The 18,274-nt window shown below is 77.2% G+C and carries 2 protein-coding genes and 1 pseudogene; all 3 read left to right on the forward strand.

Annotation, left to right across the window (positions count from 1 at the left end; translation table 11 throughout):
* Positions 1-55: 55 nt before the first annotated feature.
* The 3 genes and pseudogenes from ACZ5GT_RS05985 to ACZ5GT_RS05995 all read left to right on the forward strand — a co-directional run bounded on the left by ACZ5GT_RS05985 (position 56) and on the right by ACZ5GT_RS05995 (position 18,269).
* Positions 56-7,594, forward strand: a complete 7,539-nt coding sequence (locus ACZ5GT_RS05985) for a type I polyketide synthase (RefSeq protein WP_469014977.1) — start codon at positions 56-58, stop codon at positions 7,592-7,594.
* A gap of 96 nt (positions 7,595-7,690) precedes the next feature.
* Positions 7,691-13,258: pseudogene (locus ACZ5GT_RS05990) on the forward strand (type I polyketide synthase); the annotation flags it as partial.
* A gap of 130 nt (positions 13,259-13,388) precedes the next feature.
* Positions 13,389-18,269, forward strand: coding sequence for a type I polyketide synthase (locus ACZ5GT_RS05995; protein ID WP_469014982.1), 4,881 nt, complete (start codon positions 13,389-13,391; stop codon positions 18,267-18,269).
* The last annotated feature ends 5 nt before the right edge of the window (positions 18,270-18,274 follow it).

Here is an 18,274-nt window from a genome sequence, read left to right on the forward strand (position 1 = left end):
CTTGTTCTCCCGAATCGGCGAGCAGTATTCAGCGCCCACAAAAGGAAGGTGGGTCATGTCCGTTCCACCCGCACGGTCCTCGGCCGCACGGCCCGCGGTCGGCGAGCCGATCGCCGTCGTCGGCATGGCCTGTCGTCTGCCCGGCGCGGGCGACCCCGAGGCGTACTGGTCGCTGCTGAGCGAGGGCCGGGAGGCCGTGGGCGTAGCCCCGGCGGACCGGCGGGCGGACGGCCGCCGCAAGGGCGCCTTCCTGCCGGAGGTGGACCGGTTCGACGCGGCCTTCTTCGGGATCTCGCCGGCCGAGGCCGCCGCCATGGACCCGCAGCAGCGTCTCGTGCTGGAGCTGGCCTGGGAGGCGCTGGAGCAGGCGCGGATCGTGCCCGCCGCGCTGGAGGGCAGCCGGGCCGGGGTGTTCGTCGGCGCGATCACCGGCGACTACGCCCTGCTGCACGACCGTGCCGGGGGCGGCGGCCGGCACGATGTCACGGGCACGCACCGCAGCCTGATCGCCAACCGTGTCTCGCACCTGCTCGGCCTGCGGGGCCCGAGCCTGACCGTCGACTCTGGTCAGTCCTCGTCCCTGGTCGCGGTCCAGCTGGCCTGTGAGGAACTGCGCCGCGGCACCGTGTCCACGGCCCTGGCCGGCGGCGTCAACCTCAATCTGCTGGCGGAGACCGACGACGCGCTGGACCGGTTCGGCGCGCTGTCCCCGGACGGCCGCTGCCACACCTTCGACGCCCGGGCCAACGGCTATGTGCGCGGTGAGGGCGGCGGCCTCGTCGTCCTCAAGCCGCTGTCGGCGGCGCTCGCCGACGGGGACAGCGTGCACTGCCTGATCCTGGGCGGCGCGGTCAACAGCGGCACCGGCGAACACCTGACGGTCCCGGACGCGGACGCGCAGCGGCAGGTGCTGGAGCAGGCCTGCGCGGCGGCGGGCGTGCGCCCGGCCGACGTGGCGTACGTGGAGCTGCACGGCACCGGCACGGCGGTCGGTGACCCGGTGGAGGCGGCGGCGCTCGGCGCGGTCTTCGACGCCGGGCGGACGGCCGGGGGCGACGAGCCCTCCGCACCCGCACCGGGCGAACCGCTGCCGGCCGAGCCGCTGCCGGTCGGGCCGCTGCCGGTCGGGCCCCTGCTGGTCGGCTCGGTGAAGACCAACATCGGTCATCTGGAGGGCGCGGCGGGCATCGCCGGGCTGCTCAAGACGGTCCTGGCGCTGCGCAACGGCGTGCTGCCGGCAAGCCTCGGGTTCCGCTCCCCCAACCCCCGCATCCCGCTGGCCGGGCTGGGCCTGGAGGTCGTGACCGCCGCCCGCCCCTGGCCGGCCGGGCGCGTGGCGGGAGTCAGCGCCTTCGGGATGGGCGGTACCAACGCCCACCTGATCGTGGCCCCGGCCCCTCGGACCACGGCACCCGCGGCGGCTGGCGCGCCCGGCGCGGCACGGCCGACGGAGGGTCCTGAGGGCCCCACGGTGTGGACGTTGTCGGCCCGTTCGGCCGCCGCGCTGCGCGGTCAGGCCGGCCGGCTGGCCGAGCACCTGGACAGCCGTCCCGGTCTGCGGGCCGAGGACGTGGCGGTGTCCCTGCTGCGCACCCGGTCCCGGTTCGAGCACCGGGCGGTGATCATCGGCTCGGGCCCCGACGCTCGTACGGAACTCAGCTCGGGTGTGAGGGAGTTGGCCGGCGGGCTGCCGGGGGCCGCGGTGGTCGAGGGGCGGGTGCTCGGCGGCAGGCGGGTGTTCGTCTTCCCCGGGCAGGGCTCGCAGTGGGCCGGGATGGCCCGCGACCTCATGGACGTACCGGGCCCGTTCGCCGGCCGGCTGGCCGACTGCGCCCGCGCGCTCGCCCCGTACACCGACTTCGACCTGCTCGACGTCCTGCGCGAGGCCCCCGGAGCGCCCGGTCTCGACGGGGACGACGTCGTGCAGCCGGCGCTGTGGGCGGTGACCGTGTCTCTGGCCGAGCTGTGGCGCTCGCGCGGCGTGGAACCGGACGCGGTGCTGGGCCACTCGCAAGGCGAGATCGCCGCCGCCACCGTGATCGGCGCCCTCGGCCTGGACGACGCGGCCCGGATCGTCGCCGTCCGCAGCCGGCTGCTGCGCGCCGTGGACGGGGGCGGCATGCTCTCGGCGGCGCTGTCCGCGGAGCAGGTCCAGGCGCGCCTGGACAGCACGCCGGGCTACGGCGGCCTGTGCGTGAGCGTCGTCAACAGCCCGTCGGCGACCGTGGTCTCCGGGCCGGTGGACGAGCTGAACGCGTTCGCCGCCGCGCTGGACGCGGACGGCGTCCGGGTGCGGATCCTGCCGGTCGCCTACGCCTCCCACTCCCCCGCCGTGGAGGCGATCCGCGACGAGCTCCTCGAAGCGCTCGCCCCGGTCCGCCCGCACCAGGTGTCCGTGCCGTTCTACTCCTCGCTGACCGGCGGCCTGCTGGACACCGCCGGTCTGGACGCCGGTCACTGGTACCGCAGCCTGCGCTCGCCGGTCCGGTTCGCCGACGCCACCCGGGCCGCGCTCGCCGACGGGTGCGCGCTCTTCGTGGAGTGCACCCCGCACCCCGTGCTGTGCGGCGCGATCGAGCAGACGGCGGAGGCGGAGGGGCGGGAGGCCGCCGCCGTCGGCACACTGCGCCGTGACGCGGGCGGCCCCGCGCAGGTGCTGCGCGCCCTCGCCGAGGCCCACGTCCGGGGCGCGGACGTCGACTGGGCGCCGGAGGCGGCCCCGGCGGGCTCGGCCGTGGTGGACCTGCCGACCTACGCCTTCCAGCGGGAACGGCACTGGCTGGACGGCGCGTCCGGCACCCGTCGCCGTACGGCCCGGCGGGAGTCGGCGACGGCTCCCGCGGCGCCCCCGGCCGCCGTCCCCGCGGGGCGGTCCGCCGCCGGTGTACGGGAACTCGTGCTGTCCGCCACCGCCGTCGTCCTGGGGCACGCGAACGCCGCCGCCGTCGACCCCGGCCGCAGCTTCAAGGACCTGGGCCTCGACTCCCAGGGCACTGTCGACCTGCGCAACCGGCTCGGGGCGGCGACCGGGCTGCCGCTGCCCAGCACCCTGATCTTCGAGTACCCGACGCCCGCCCGGCTCGCCGCCCACCTGGCCGCCCTCACCGCCGGGCAGCCGGACGACACCGCCCCGGCCGAGGACGTGCGCGATGTCCACGACGCCTACGACGCACACGGCATCGAGGACAGCGACGGCACCGAGGACGGCGCCGAGCCGATCGCGATCGTGGCGATGAGCTGCCGTTACCCGGGCGGGGCGGACACCCCCGAGAAGCTGTGGCGGCTGGTCGCCGACGGCACGGAGGCCGTCGGGCCGCTGCCGGACGACCGCGGATGGGACCTGGACGCCCTCACCGGGCTGCGGCCCGGCCTGCCCGGTTCGTGCGCCACCACGGCGGGCGGGTTCCTCCGCGAGGCCCCGCTGTTCGACGCCGCCTTCTTCGGCATCGGCCCGCGCGAGGCGCAGGCCATGGATCCGCAGCAGCGGCTGCTCCTGGAGACCTCCTGGGAGGCCCTGGAGCGGGCCGGGATCGACCCGGCCTCGCTGGAGGGACAGCCGGTCGGCGTGTTCGCCGGCGCGATGGCCTCCGACTACGGCCCCCGGCTGCACCAGCCCGTCGGCGGGGCCGACGGGCACCTGCTCACCGGCACCGCGTCCAGCGTGGTCTCCGGCCGGATCGCCTACAGCCTCGGCCTGCGCGGCCCCGCCCTCACCGTGGACACCGCCTGCTCCTCGTCCCTGGTCGCCGTGCACCTGGCGGTACGGGCGCTGCGGGCCGGGGAGTGCCCGCTGGCGCTGGCCGGCGGCGTCACCGTGATGTCCACCCCGGGCCTGCTGGTCGAGTTCAGCAAGCAGGGCGGTCTCGCCCCGGACGGCCGGGCCAAGCCGTTCTCCGACGCCGCCGACGGCACCTCCTTCGGGGAGGGCGCGGGCGTGCTGGTGCTGGAGCGGCTCTCCGACGCCCGCCGCAACGGGCACCCGGTGCTGGCGGTGATCCGGGGCACCGCCGTCAACCAGGACGGCGCCAGCAACGGCCTCACCGCACCCGACGGGCAGGCCCAGCGCCTGGTGGTGCTCGGCGCGCTCGCCGACGCCGGGCTCACCACCGACGACGTGGACGCCGTCGAGGCCCACGGCACCGGCACCAAGCTGGGCGACCCGGTGGAGGCCAACGCCCTGATCGACACGTACGGACGACCGGTCTCCGGCTCGGCCACCGGTTCGGCCACCGGTTCGGGCGCCGACGGGGCGTCGCACCCGGTGTGGCTGGGCTCGGTGAAGGCCGGCATCGGGCACACCCAGGCCGCGGCCGGCGTGGCCGGCGTCATCAAGATGGTGCAGGCCCTGCGGCACGAGCTGTTGCCGGCCGGCCCGCACACCGGGCGGCCCACGCCCCGCGCCGACTGGGCGAAGGGCCGGGTACGGCTGCTCACCGAGGACCGGCCCTGGCCGCGCGGCGAGCGCACCCGGAGGGCCTCGGTCTCCTCGTTCGGCATCAGCGGTACGAACGCGCACCTGATCGTGGAGGAGCCCCCCGCCCGGGCCGGGGCAGCCTCGGACGCCCACGACGAGCCCGCCGGACGGCCCCTGGTCTGGCCGGTGAGCGCGCAGAGCCGGGCCTCGCTGCTCGCGCAGGCGCAGCGCCTCGCCGAGGCCGCCGCCGCGCCGCACCCGGCGGACACGGCCCGCACCCTGGCCGGCCGGACCGTCTTCCCGCACCGCGCCGTGGTGATCGGCACCGGCCGCGACGAGCCGCGCGAGGCCCTCGCCGCGCTGGCGGCCGGGAGGTCCGCACCCGGTCTGGTCACCGGCACGGCCCGCCGGCCGGCCCGCACCGCACTGCTGTTCACCGGCCAGGGCGCCCAACGGCCCGGCATGGGAAGCGAGTTGTACCGGGCGCAGCCGGTGTTCGCGGCCGCGCTGGACGAGATCTGCGCCGCGCTCGACCCGCATCTGGAGCGCCCGCTGCGCGATCTGATGTGGGCCGAGCCGGGCAGCCCCGAGGCCGCGCTGCTCGACCGGACCCGGTACGCCCAGCCGGCCCTGTTCGCCTTCGAGGCGGCGTCCTGGCGGCTGCTGCGGGAGCTGGGTGTACGCGTGGACGCCATCGCCGGGCACTCGGTCGGCGAGTTCGCCGCCGCGTACGCGGCCGGTGTGTGGGAACTGGGCGACGTGGCGCGGCTGGTGGCGGCTCGGGGCCGTCTGATGGACGAACTCCCCGAGGGCGGGGCGATGTTCGCGATCTCCGCGACGGCGGAGGAGGTCCTCGCCACTCTCGCCGGCCGGGAGAGCGAGGCGTCCCTCGCCGCGGTCAACGGGCCGCAGGCGGTGGTCGTCTCCGGCACCCTCGACGCCTGCGAGGCGATCGCGGCGCACTGGGCCGGTCTGGGGCGGCGCACCAAGCGGCTGACCGTCAGCCACGCCTTCCACTCCCCGCTGATGGAGCCGGTGCTCGACCGCTTCCGCGAGGAGGCGGAACGCGTCTCCTACGCCGAGCCGTGCCTCGCGCACGAGCGGGCGGCGGACAGCGAACGCCACTGGACCGACCCCGAGTACTGGGTGGAACAGGTCCGCGCGACCGTGCTGTTCGCCCCACTGACCGGTCGCCTGGCGGAGGCGGGGACCGGTGTCTTCCTCGAGGTCGGGCCGCAGCCGCAGCTCGCCGGACCGCTGCGCGAGTGCCTCGCGGGGCGCCGCACGGACGGGCCGGCGAGCACGGCGGACAGTGCGGACAGGGCGGACAGGGCGGCGGGCCCGGTGGACAGGGCGGACAGGGCGGCAGGCCCGGCGGGCACGGCCCCGGCGGGCAGGGCGGCGGCCGTCGTCGTGGCGACCGCCCGGCGCGGACGGGACGAGTACACCGCGCTGCTGCACGGCCTCGCCGGGGCGTTCGTCGCCGGTACGGCCGTCGACTGGGCGGCCGCCCTCCCCGAGGGCCCGCGCGCTGAGCTGCCCACCTACGCCTTCGACCGCCGCCGCTTCTGGCTCACCGACACGGGCGGAACCGGCGCGGGGCTGCCGTACCGCACCACCGCCACAGCCGACGGGGGGCTGCTGCTCGACGCCCGGCTGTCGCGCCGCTCCACCGCCTGGCTGGCCGACCACGTGATCGGCGGCGTGACGGTGGTCCCGGGGACCGCCCTGCTGGAACTCGCCCTGCGGGCGGCCGCCGCGGCCGGGGCCGGCGAGGTCGCCTCGCTCACCCTGACCGCCCCCGTCGTCCTGCCCGCCGAGGGCGCGCTGGACGCGCAGGTCACGGTGGGCGCCGCGGACCCGCTCGGGCAGCGCCCGCTGACCCTGCACACCCGCCCGGCGGGCAGCCCGGACGCCGCCTGGACCCCGCACGCCACCGGGCGCACCGCCGGCCCGGACACCACGCCCGCCGCGAACCGCCTGGAAGGCGTGAACGGCGCTGGTACGGGCTGGGCGGCGGCCTGGCCACCGCCCGGCGCGCGCCCGCTCGACCTGTCCGACGGTTACGGGCGGCTGGCCGCCGCCGGCTACGGATACGGCCCGGCGTTCCAGGGCCTGCGGGCCGCCTGGCGGGCGGGCGACGACCTCTACGCCGAGGTCCGCCTCCCGGACGGGGTGGCGGCGGAGGGTTCGCTGCTGCACCCGGCGCTGCTGGACGCCGTACTGCATCTGCTGGTCCTCGAAGCGCCCGGTTCGCGGCCCGTTCCGTTCGCGTTCAGCGCCGCGGAGGTGGCGTGCGCGGGCACGGACGCGCTGCGGGTGCGGCTGGCGCCGGAACCGGGAGGGGACCGGGTGCGGCTCGCGCTGTGCGATGCGCGCAGCCGCCCGGTGGGCCGGGTCACCGTCGCCCTGCGCCACGCGGCGGCCGGCTTCGGCACGGGCACGCCGGACACGCCTGGCGTACCGGGCACATCGGCGGCGGGCGCGACGGCGGCGGGCGCGCCGGAGGCCGGGACGCCGGTTTCGGAGCGGGTGCCGGGCGAGGTCCCGTCCGGGCTCGGGACCGAGCCGGGGCGGGAACACGAGACCGGTGCCGGGACGGCGGCCCCGGCCGGAGCGGACGGGTTCAGTCCGGAGTCATTGCTGGAGCTGGTCCGGGAGAAGGCCGCCGGCGTGCTCGGTCACGGCGCGCCGGAGGACGTCGAGATCGACCAGCCCTTCACCGACCTGGGCTTCGACTCGCTGGGCGCGGTGGAGCTCCAGGACCAGCTGGAGCTGGCGACCGGCCTGGCCCTCGCCGCCACCCTCGTCTTCGACCACCCGACCGTCGCCGACGTCGCCGCCCACCTCGCGGAGCTGCTCGGGTCCGCCGCCCCGTCGGCCGTCCCCGACGACGGCGCCGCGGCCCCCGACCCGGCCCTCGCCCGGCTGCGCGAGGCCCTGGACGACGTGACCGCCCTGCTGGCACCCGCGCCCCTCCCCGGACCCGGAGCCGCACTCGAGGACGGGGTCGGCCTCGTCGGGGACGGGGCCGGGGACGGCCGTCGCGACGCCGCCGAAGCGCTGTTGCGGGACGCCCTGCGGCAGTTGCGCGGCGACCGTCCCGGCGGGGAGCTGGCCGACGAGCTCGGCCTGGTCAGCGACGACGCCCTCTTCGAGTTCATCGACACCCAGCTGTGACACCCAGCCTGTGAGACCCAGCTGCAGCCAGCGGACCGCCGCACCGAACCCCGACATGAGCGACCAGACGGAGGAATGACCATGGCAAGCGAGGAGCGGCTCCGCGCCTACCTGAGACGAGTCACCGCGGACCTGGCGGACGCCCGGCAGCAGATCGGCAAGGCCGACGAGCGCGCCCACGAGCCGATCGCGGTGGTCGGCCTCGGCTGCCGCTACCCGGGCGGCGTGGAGAGCCCCGACGACCTGTGGCGGGTGGTGGCCGACGGTACGGACGCCACCGGCGAGTTCCCGGACAACCGGGGCTGGGACGCGGCGAAGGTCTACGACCCGGACCCGGCCAAGCCCGGCACCACGTACACCACGCGCGGTGGGTTCGTCTACGACGCCGGGGAGTTCGACGCCGCGTTCTTCCGCTTCGGCCCCCGTCAGGCACTCGGCATCGACCCGCAGCACCGTCTCTTCCTGGCCACCGCGTGGGAGGCGTTCGAGCGGGCCGGCATCGACCCGGCGACGCTGCGCGGCAGCGACACCGGCGTCTGGGCCGGGATGATGTACGAGTACTACTCGGCCCGGTTCGCCGGGGCCACCCCGGCCGAGGTCGACGGCACCCTGATGGTGTCGAGCACGCCGAGCATGCTGTCCGGCCGGGTCTCCTACATCTTCGGCCTGGAGGGGCCGTCGGTCACCGTCGACACCGCCTGCTCCTCCTCGCTGGTGGCGGTGCACCAGGCGGTGCGGTCACTGCGGTCCGGGGAATGCTCGCTGGCGCTGGCCGGCGGGGTCACCGTGCTGGCGACGCCGGACGCGTTCGTGGAGTTCTCCCGGCAGCGGGGCCTGTCGCCGTCGGGCCGCTGCAAGCCCTTCTCCGCGGACGCCGACGGCACCGCGTGGGGCGAGGGGTCGGGCGTCGTCCTGCTGGAGCGGCTGTCCGACGCGCTCCGCAACGGCCGCCGCGTCTACGGGATCGTCCGGGGCAGCGCCGTCAACCAGGACGGGGCGAGCAACGGCCAGACCGCGCCGAGCGGTCCGGCCCAGGAGCGGGTCATCGCGCGGGCGCTGGCCGACGCCCGGCTCACCGCCGCCGACGTCGACGCGGTGGAGGCGCACGGCACCGGCACCCCGCTGGGCGACCCCATCGAGGCCAACGCGGTCCTCGCCGCCTACGGCCGCGAACGGCCCGAGGAGCTGCCGCCGCTGCGGCTGGGCTCCGTGAAGGGCAACCTGGGGCACACCCAGGCCGCGTCCGGCATCGCCGGGATGATCAAGATGATGATGGCGATGCGGCACGGTGTGCTGCCCCGCACCATCAACGTCGTCGAGCCCACGCGCCAGGTCGACTGGTCCTCCGGAGCGGTCAGTCTGCTGACCGAGGAGCAGCCCTGGCCGGCCCGCGAGAACGCGCCGCGTCGCGCCGCCGTCTCCTCGTTCGGCATCAGCGGCACCAACGCCCACGTCATCCTGGAGGAACCGGCCCGGGAACCGGCACCGGAACCGCGGCAGGAGGAGCCCGCCGCGGACGCGCCGGGTTCGCCCGCCGCGCCGTACGCCTGGGTGCTGAGCGCGGCCACCGACGTGTCACTGCGCGGCCAGGCGGAACGGCTGCACCGGCACCTCACCGAGCGTCCCACGGTGAGCGCGCTGGACGTGGCGTACTCGCTCACCGCCCGCCGCCCGTTCGACTGCCGCGCGGTGGTCGTCGGCCGTGACCGGGAGGAACTGCTGGAGCTGCTGTCCTCGTTCGCCCGGCGTCAGGACGGCAGCCCGGTCCCGCACGGGGCGGGGCCCCAGGGCTCCACGCGTACCGCGTTCCTGTTCACCGGGCAGGGCGGCCAGCGGGCCGGGATGGGCCGCGACCTGTACCGGGCGTTCCCGGTGTTCGCCACGGCGTTCGACGAGGTGTGCGCGGCCGTCGACCCGTACCTGGAGCGGCCGCTGCGCGAGGTGATGTGGGCCGAGCCGGGCACCGAGGAGGCCGCCGAGCTGGACCGCACGTACTACACGCAGCCCGCGCTGTTCGCGTACCAGGTCGCCGTCTTCCGGCTGCTGGGCTCGCTGGGCGTGACCCCGGACCGGGTCGCCGGGCACTCGGTGGGCGAGATAGCCGCCGCCCATGTGGCGGGGGTGTGGGACCTGGCCGACGCGGTCCGCATGGTGACCACGCGGGCCCGGCTGATGCAGCGACTGCCCGCCGGCGGCGCCATGTTCGCGATCTCCGCGAGCGCGGAAGAGGTCGCGGAGAGCCTGACGGGCCTGGAAGGCCTGGGGGGACGAGCCGGGATCGCCGCCGTCAACAGCCCGGGCGACGTGGTCGTCTCCGGTGACGCGGAGGCCTGCGCGGCGGTCGCCGCGCACTGGTCGGAGCGCGGCCGGCGCACCGCACGGCTGACCGTGAGCCACGCCTTCCACTCGCCGCTGATGGAGCCGATGCTCGCGGAGTTCGCCGCCGAGCTGACCACCCTGACCTTCCGCTCGCCCGCCCTCGCCCGGGAGACGAACCTGGGTCCTGACCGCGACTGGACCGACCCCGGCTACTGGGTGGACCAGGTGTGCGGCACGGTCGGGTTCGCCGACGTGGCCGGCCGGCTCGACGAGGCCGGGACCGGCCTGTACCTGGAGATCGGGCCGCGTCCCGTGCTGTCGGGGATGATCAGGGCCTCGCTGCCGGACACCGGGGCGGTGGTCACCGCCGTGTCCCGCCGCAGCCTCGGGGAGCCGGAGGCGCTGCTCACCGCGCTCGCCGAGGCGTGGGCGGGCGGGGCGCCGGTCGACTGGGCCGCGCGGGCCGCGGGCGGCCGTTCCGTGGAGCTGCCCACCTACGCCTTCGACACCCAGCGGTACTGGCTCACCGGCCCCGAACACCGGCCGGACGCGGAGGCGTTCGGACTCACCGGGGTGTCCCACCCGATGCTGTCGGCGGCGGTCGAGCTGGACGACGGCGGGCTGGTCACCACGGGCCGCTTCACCGCCGACGACCTGCCCTGGATGACCGACCACACGGTGGCCGGCACGCCGATCGTCCCGGCCACCGCGCTGCTGGACGCCGTCGCGGAGACGGCCGCGCGGGCCGGACGGGGCCGGATCGAGGAACTGACCTTCGAGGCGCCGCTGCCGCTGCCGCGGAGCGGCCCGCTGGACCTGCGGGTCGTGGTCGGCGCGGACGGCTCGGTGCAGGTGCTGGCCCGCTCGGACGGCGAGGCGCCCTGGACCCGGCACGCGTCCGGCCAGGTCACCGAGGACGTCGAGGGCGGCGACGTGTGCGCCTGGGCGGCCGTCTGGCCTCCCGCGGGCGCCTCCCCGGTGGACCTGACCGGCGGCTACGAGAGGCTGGCGGCCCTCGGTTACGAGTACGGCCCGTCGTTCCGGGGTGTCCGGTCGGCGTGGCGGCGCGGCGACGAACTGCTGGTCGAGGTGGCGGTGCCGGAGGCGGCCGGGCAGGCCGGGTTCGCCCTGCACCCGGTGCTCCTGGACTCGGCGTTCCACCCGTACGTGCTGGAGAGCGGTTCGGACCGGCTGCGGCTGCCGTTCGCCTTCCGCGGGCTGCGGCTGGCCACGGCCGGGGCGGACACGCTGCGGGTGCGGATGACCGTCGGCGCGGACGGGGACCAGATGTCGCTGACCGCCGCCGACGAGCAGGGCGCGCTGGTGGTCGCCGCCGAGAGCCTGATGGTCCGCGCGGTCGACCCGGCCGCCCTGGCCGCGGCCGTCGGCGGCCAGGGCGGCACGGGCCACTACGGCCTCGACTGGGTCCCGCTCCCGTCCGCCGCGACGGCCGGGGAGCGGCGCTGGGCACGGCTCGGCGACCCGGCCGACGACGGTCTTCCCGCATACGACGGTCTTCCCGCCCACGCCGGCCTGGACGCCCTCGCCGCGGCGGGCGGTGCGCCCGACTTCGTGCTGTTCGACTGCCGGCCGCTCGCCGGGTACCTCGCCGACGCCGAACTGCCGCTTTCCGTACGGGAGATCACCGGCCGGGTGCTGGAGACCGTGCGGGAGTGGGCGGCGGACGACCGGTTCGACGGCTGCCGCCTGGTGGTGGCCGCCGACCCGGACCGGCTGGACACCGCGGCCGTCTGGGGGCTGGTGCGGGCCGCGCAGGCCGAGCACCCGGACCGTTTCCTGCTCGCCGGGATCACCGGCGGGCAGGGCGCGGACGCCGGCCGGGTCGACGCCGACGGCCAGAGCACGGACGCCGCCGCCCCTGTCGACGCCGCCGCGCGGGCGCTGCTGGCCGCCGCCGCGGACGCGGACGAGTCGCAGCTGCTGATCCGGGACGGCCGGGCGCTGGTCCCCCGGATAGCCCGCCGGACCGCCGGACCGGGCGCGCGGGACGCCGGTCTCGGCGAGGGCACGGTCCTGGTCACCGGCGGCCTCGGCGGCCTGGGCGCGATCGTCGCCCGGCACCTGGTGGAGCGGCACGGGGTACGGCATCTGCTGCTCACCTCCAGGCGCGGCGCGGACACCCCGGGGGCGGACGAACTCGTCTCCTCCCTCACCGAATCGGGCGCGACGGTCCGGGTGGAGGCGTGCGACGCGGCCGACCGTGACGCGCTCGCCGCGCTGCTCGGCTCGCTCCCGGCGGGCCGGCCGCTGACCGGTGTCCTGCACGCCGCCGGCGTCCTCGACGACGGCCTGCTCACCGGGCAGACCGCCGAGCGCCTGGAGCGGGTGCTGCGGCCCAAGACCGACGCGGCGTGGGCGCTGCACGAGCTGACCGCCGGGCTGCCCTCGGTGCGCGCGTTCGTCCTCTTCTCCTCCCTGGCGGGCGTGCTCGGCAACGCGGGGCAGAGCACCTACGGCGCGGCCAACACCTTCCTCGACGCGCTGGCCGCGCACCGCCGGGAGCGGGGTCTGCCCGCGGTGTCGGTGGCCTGGGGCCTGTGGTCGACGTCCGGCATGGGCACCCACCTGACCGCCGCCGACGAGGCGCGGCTGGCCCGGGCCGGGATCGCGGCGCTCAGCGAGCCGCAGGGGCTGCGGCTGCTGGACACCGTGCTCACCGACCCCGACGGTGACCCGCTGGTGGTCGCCTCCCGGTGGAACGAAGCCGGGCTGCGGGCCGCCGCGGCGGACGGCGCGCGGGTGCCGCGGCTGCTGCGCGGCCTGGTGAAGGGCGTGCGGCGGACCGCCGCCGCGGGGAGCGGGTCCGGGCAGGGTCCGGCCGGCGGAGCGCTGGCCGCCCGGGTGCGGGAACTGACCGGGCAGGAGGCCCACGAGGCGGTCGTCACCGCCGTACGGGGTCATGTGGCGGCGGTGCTGGGACACGGCTCGCCGGAGTCCCTGGACCGTACGGCGCCCTTCCTCGACCTGGGCCTGGACTCGCTGACCTCGGTGGAACTGCGCAACCGGCTCAAGGCGGACGCCGCGCTGGACCTCGACCCGACGCTGGTCTTCGACCACCCGACGATCGACGCGCTCTCCGGCCACCTGGCGGGCCTGCTGGTCCCCGAGGCGCCGGACCCGGTGGCGGAGCTCGACCGGACCCTGCGCCGTATCACGGGCGAGTTCGACGCCGCCCTGCCCGAGCTGCGGGAACGCATGGTCGACACGCTGTGCGCGGCGCTCCGCCACCTGGGCATCGACACCGGCCCCTCGCCCACGGCGTCCGCGGCCCTGGACGAGGCGACCGACGAGGAACTCTTCGCCTTCATCGACGCCCAGTCATGAACCGGCGGGGGGGGCCACCGCGGCCGCCCCCGGCCCCAGCACCCCAGGCCCTCCGGCAGCACCCCAAACCCTCGGCAGCGCCCCGGGCCGGTCCGGGCGACACCCGAGGCAGAAAGCAGGAAGCAGGAAGATGGCAGGCGAGGACAGACTCCGGGAATATCTGAAGAAGGCCACCGCCGACCTGGCCGAGGCACGCCGCCGCGAGGCCGCCGCCGCCGAACCGCTCGCCGTGGTCGGCATGGCGTGCCGGTTCCCCGGCGCCCCGTCCGTCGACGGGTACTGGGACCTGCTGTCGAACGGCCGCACCGGCGTCGTCGACGACGTGCCGGACGGGCGCTTCGACCTGGCCGCGCTGCGGGAGACGGACGGCGTCTACACCACCCGGGGCGGCTACCTCGACGACATCGCCGGATGGGACGCCTCGTTCTTCGGCGCGTCCCCGCGCGAGGCGCTGCGGATGGACCCGCAGCAGCGGCTGCTCATGGAGCTGACCTGGGAGTCCCTGGAGGACGCCGGGCTGCCGCCCGCCGACCTGGCGGGCAGCCGTACCGCGGTGATGATCGGCCTGTCCGACACCCTGCAGTACGGGCGGATCCAGCAGGAGCGCGAGGGCCTGTCCGTGGTCCAGGACCCGTACGGGGGGCAGGGCGCGTCGCTGAGCGTGGCCGCCGGCCGGATCGCCTACCACTTCGACCTGCGCGGCCCCACCATGACGGTGGACACCGCCTGCTCGTCCTCGCTGGTCGCGGTGCACCTGGCCGGGGCGGCGCTGCGCCGCGGCGAGTGCACGACGGCGGTGGCCGGCGGCGCCTTCCTGATGATCCACCGCGACATGTACGTCAACGCCTGCGCCACCGGCATGCTGTCGCGGGACGGCCTGTGCCGGACCTTCGACGCGCGGGCCGACGGGTACGCCCTCGGCGAGGGTGCCGGGGTGGTCGTCCTGATGCGGCTGTCCGACGCGGTCGCCCAGGGGCGCCCGGTGCACGCCGTGATCCGGGGCACCGCCGTCAACCAGGACGGCCGCAGCAACGGTCTCACCGCGCCAAGCCGTACGGCGCAGGCGGACGTGATCCGCCGGGCGCTGGCCGCCGCCGGGGCCACCCCGCGGGACGTGTCGTACGTCGAGGCGCACGGCTCCGCGACCAGGCTCGGCGACGCCATCGAACTCGCCGCGCTGGCCGACGTGTTCGGCCGGCGTACGGCCGACGACCCGCTGCTGGTCGGGGCGGTCAAGACCAACGTCGGGCACACCCAGTCGGCGGCCGGCATGGCCGGACTGATCAAGACCGTGCTGGTGCTGAAGCACGGGACGGTCCCGCCCAACCTGAACATGGAGCAGCCGTCGCCCACGGCCCAGGCGCAGGACCGGTTGCTGCCCGTCACCGCCGCCCGGCCGCTCCCGGCCACCGCGGCCGGGCAGCCCCGCCTCGCCGGGGTCAGCTCCTTCGGCTGGTGCGGCACCAACGCGCACGTGGTGCTCGCCGCCCCCACCGCCGACGAAGCCGCGGGCGGCCACGGCGCGGCCGACGGTTCCGGCGCGGCCGACGGCTCGGGCGCGGCCGACGGCTCGGGCGCGGCCGACGGCTCGGGCGGTTCCGGCGCGGCCGAACTGCTGCTGGTGTCCGCCGCCGACGAGGACGCCCTGCGCGTCCGGCTCGGCGACCTGGCCCGGGCCGCGGGACGCGCGCCGCTCGCCGACCTGGCACACACCCTGCGCGCCGGGCGCGGCACCCTGGAATACCGGCGCGCGGTGGCCGCCGAGGACCCGGAGCAGGCCGCCCGGCTGCTGGAGCGGGCCGGGCGCGAAGCCGGCGTGCGGGCCGCCAAGGAGGCCCCGCGGATCGCGTTCCTGCTGCCCGGTGTCGGTGACCAGTACCGGGGCCTGGGCCAGGACCTCTACCGGCGCGAGCCGGCCTTCGCCGCCGCCGTCGACCGGTGCGCGGACATCGCCGCCGGGCGCTGCGGCATCGACCTGCGCGCCGTCTTCCACGCCGAGCCGGAGCCGCCCGCGCCCGCCGGGGACCTGTTGCGCCCGGCCGGCCCGGCGGCGGACGGCCCGGACCACCGGGCGGTCGCCTCCCACCTGCTGCTGTTCACCGTGGAATACGCCCTCGCCGAGCTGCTGGACAGCTGGGGCGTCCGCCCCGACGTGCTGGTCGGCTACAGCCTCGGCGAGTACGTCGCGGCCTGCCTGGCGGGGGTGTTCATGCTGGAGGACGCCCTGTGGGTGGTCTCCCGGCGCGCCCAGCTGATCGAGGCCGCGCCGCCGGGCGGCATGCTCGCGGTCGCCGCCCCCGCCGACCGCGTCGAGGCCGAACTCGCCGGCGCCGGGCTCGCGGTGGAGGTCGCGGCGCTCAACGGCCCCTACATGACGGTGCTCAGCGGGCCGCCGGACGACGTGACCGCGGCCGCCGAACGCCTCACCGCGGCGGGTCTGCCCGCCCGGCCGCTGCGCTCCGCGCACCCCTTCCACTCCTCCCTGCTCGCCCCCGCCCGCGACGAACTGGCCCGCGCGGTGGCCTCGGTGGAGCGCAGGCCGCCCACCGTCACCGTGGTCTCCAACGTCACCGGCGCCCCGCTCACCGCCGAGCAGGCCATGGACCCCGGCTACTGGGCCGGCCACCTCACCAGCCCGGTCCGCTTCTTCGACGGCCTGGGGGCCTGCGCCGGGCTGGACCTCGGCGCCTATGTCGAACTGGGCGCGGGGCAGACCCTCGGCGGACTGCTGCGCCAGCACGCCGAGGCCGCCGACGGCCCGCTCATCACCGGCACCCTGCCCGCCCGCTGGTCGACCGACGGCCGGCCCGACGAGCGCGCCCACCTGCTGGAGACCTGCGGCCGCCTGTGGGAGCGCGGGGCCGACCTCGACCGGACGGCCCTCGGGCGCGGCGCGGGCCGCCTGGTCGCGCTGCCGTCGTACCCGTTCCGGCGCACCCGCTACTGGCCCGAGGGCCCGCCCCTCGCGCAGCCCGCCGCGGACCTCACGGGCCTCGCGCCCGCGGACCACTGCTACGCCCCGGCCTGGCAGCCGGACGTCACCGCGCCCACCGCTCTCGCCGCCGCGCCCGGACCGCTGGACGGCCCGCTGCTGGTCCTCGCGGACCCGGACGGCGTCGGCACCCGCCTGGCCGACCTCGCCGAGGCCGCCGGAACGCCGGTGCTGGAGGTCGTCCCCGCCGGAACCGTCCGTCCCGGCACGCAACGGCGGCGCGACGGGCGCCGGCTGTTGATCGACCCGGAGAACCCGGACCATCACCGGGAGGCGCTGGCCGCCGCGCGCGCCCTGGGCCCCGGCCGGCTGCACGTCGCCCACCTGTGGAGCCTGTGCGAGCCGGTGCGCACCCCGCCGTTCGCCACCGACGCCGAACTGACCGCCGCGATCCGCTACGGCTTCGACGCGCTGCTGCTGACCGTGCAGGCCCTCGGTCCCCTGGCCGGCGCCGACGGGGCGGTCCTGGTCACCGCCACGGCCGGCGCGGCCGAGGTCATCGGCCGTGACTGCACGGCCCCCGAGCGGGCCCTGGCGCACGGCCTGGCCCGGGTGGCCCGCGCCGAGTACCCGGGCCTGGGCTGGCAGGGCGTCGACCTGGACCCGGAGGCCCCGGCCGACGCGTCCGCCGCTGTCCTGCTCGCCGAGCTGGCCCGGGCGGCGGGCGGCGGCTCCCGGACCGCCTCCGGCCACGCGCTGGCCGCCTGGCGGCGGGGCCGACGACTGCGCCAGGACTGGGCGGCCGTCGACCTGCCCGCACCGGACGCCACGGACGCCTCGGCCGCAACGGACGACAGGGCCCCCGCCGCTCCGGCGTTCCGTGCCGACGGCACCTACCTGATCACCGGCGGCACCCGCGGGCTGGGCCTGTCGCTCGCCCGGCACCTGGTGCGGTCCGGGGTGCGCCGGCTCGCCCTGGTCGGCCGCACCGACCTGCGGGCCGCCGCGGCGGCCGAGCCGGCGGGCCGGGCCGCGGAGAGCCTGCGGGACGTCGCCGAGCTGGAGGCGGCCGGCGCCGAGGTGCTGCTGCTCACCGCCGACGTGGGCGTGCCGGGCGAACTGCGGCGCGCGCTGGCCGCGTGCCGGGAACGCCTCGGCGCCCCGCACGGGGTGCTGCACGCGGCCGGTCTGCCCGCGCGGGGCATGACGTTCCGGATGACGCCCGGCGGCTCCCGGCCGGTCCTCGCGCCCAAGGTGCTGGCGATGGGCCCGCTCGCCGAGCTGGTGGGGCCCGCCGTGCCGGCGGCGGACCGCCCGGAGCTGCTGGTGCTGTACTCGTCGGCGATCACCGTGTTCGGCGGGATCGGCGAGGGCGACTACTGCGCCGCCAACAGCGTCCTGGACGCCTACGCGTCGGCGCTGTCGGCGGCCGCGCCCGGCACCCGGGTGCTGGCCGTGGCCTGGGGGCCCTGGCAGCACGACGACTGGGCGGCGGAGGGCCCCGGCAGCGCCCTGGCCGCCAGGGTCCGCGAGCACCGCGAGACCTACGGCTTCACCGACGAGGGCGGCTGCGCGCTGCTGGACCGGCTGGCCGGCGCGGCCCACGGCCCGGTGCTCGCCGTCCGCCACGCGCTGGCCGAGGGGATGCGCGCCTGGGACGAGGTCAGCGCGCTGGACGAGGTGACCGGGGCGGCCGCCGCGCCGGACCGGACCCGCTTCCCGCGCCCCGCGCTGCGCGCCGACTACGTCGCGCCGCGCACCGCCCTGGAGCGCACCCTGGCCGAGATCTGGGGCGGGCACCTGGGCATCGACCAGGTCGGCGTCCACGACCCGTTCTTCGACCTGGGCGGCAACTCCCTGGTGGGGCTGGCCGTGATGACCGCGACCGAGAAGGAGACGGAGCGCAGCGTCCCGCCCGCCCTGCTCTTCGCGCACCCCACCGTCGCCGAACTGGCGGCAGCGCTGGAAGGCGCCACCACGGCGACCGCCGTGACCACAGCACAGGACCTCGGCTCCGCGAGGGGCCGGCGAAGGCGCCGGGCCCGCGACGCCCAGAGCCCCCTGACGCGGAACCGATGAGGACG

The sequence above is a fragment of the Streptomyces sp. NPDC031340 genome, from assembly GCF_055569945.1.

Bases quoted from the DNA above. Each gene is read 5' to 3' on its own strand.
- ACZ5GT_RS05985 (WP_469014977.1), top strand. From the start codon at position 56: ATGTCCGTTCCACCCGCACGGTCCTCGGCCGCACGGCCCGCGGTCGGC.
- ACZ5GT_RS05995 (WP_469014982.1), top strand. From the start codon at position 13,389: ATGGCAGGCGAGGACAGACTCCGGGAATATCTGAAGAAGGCCACCGCC.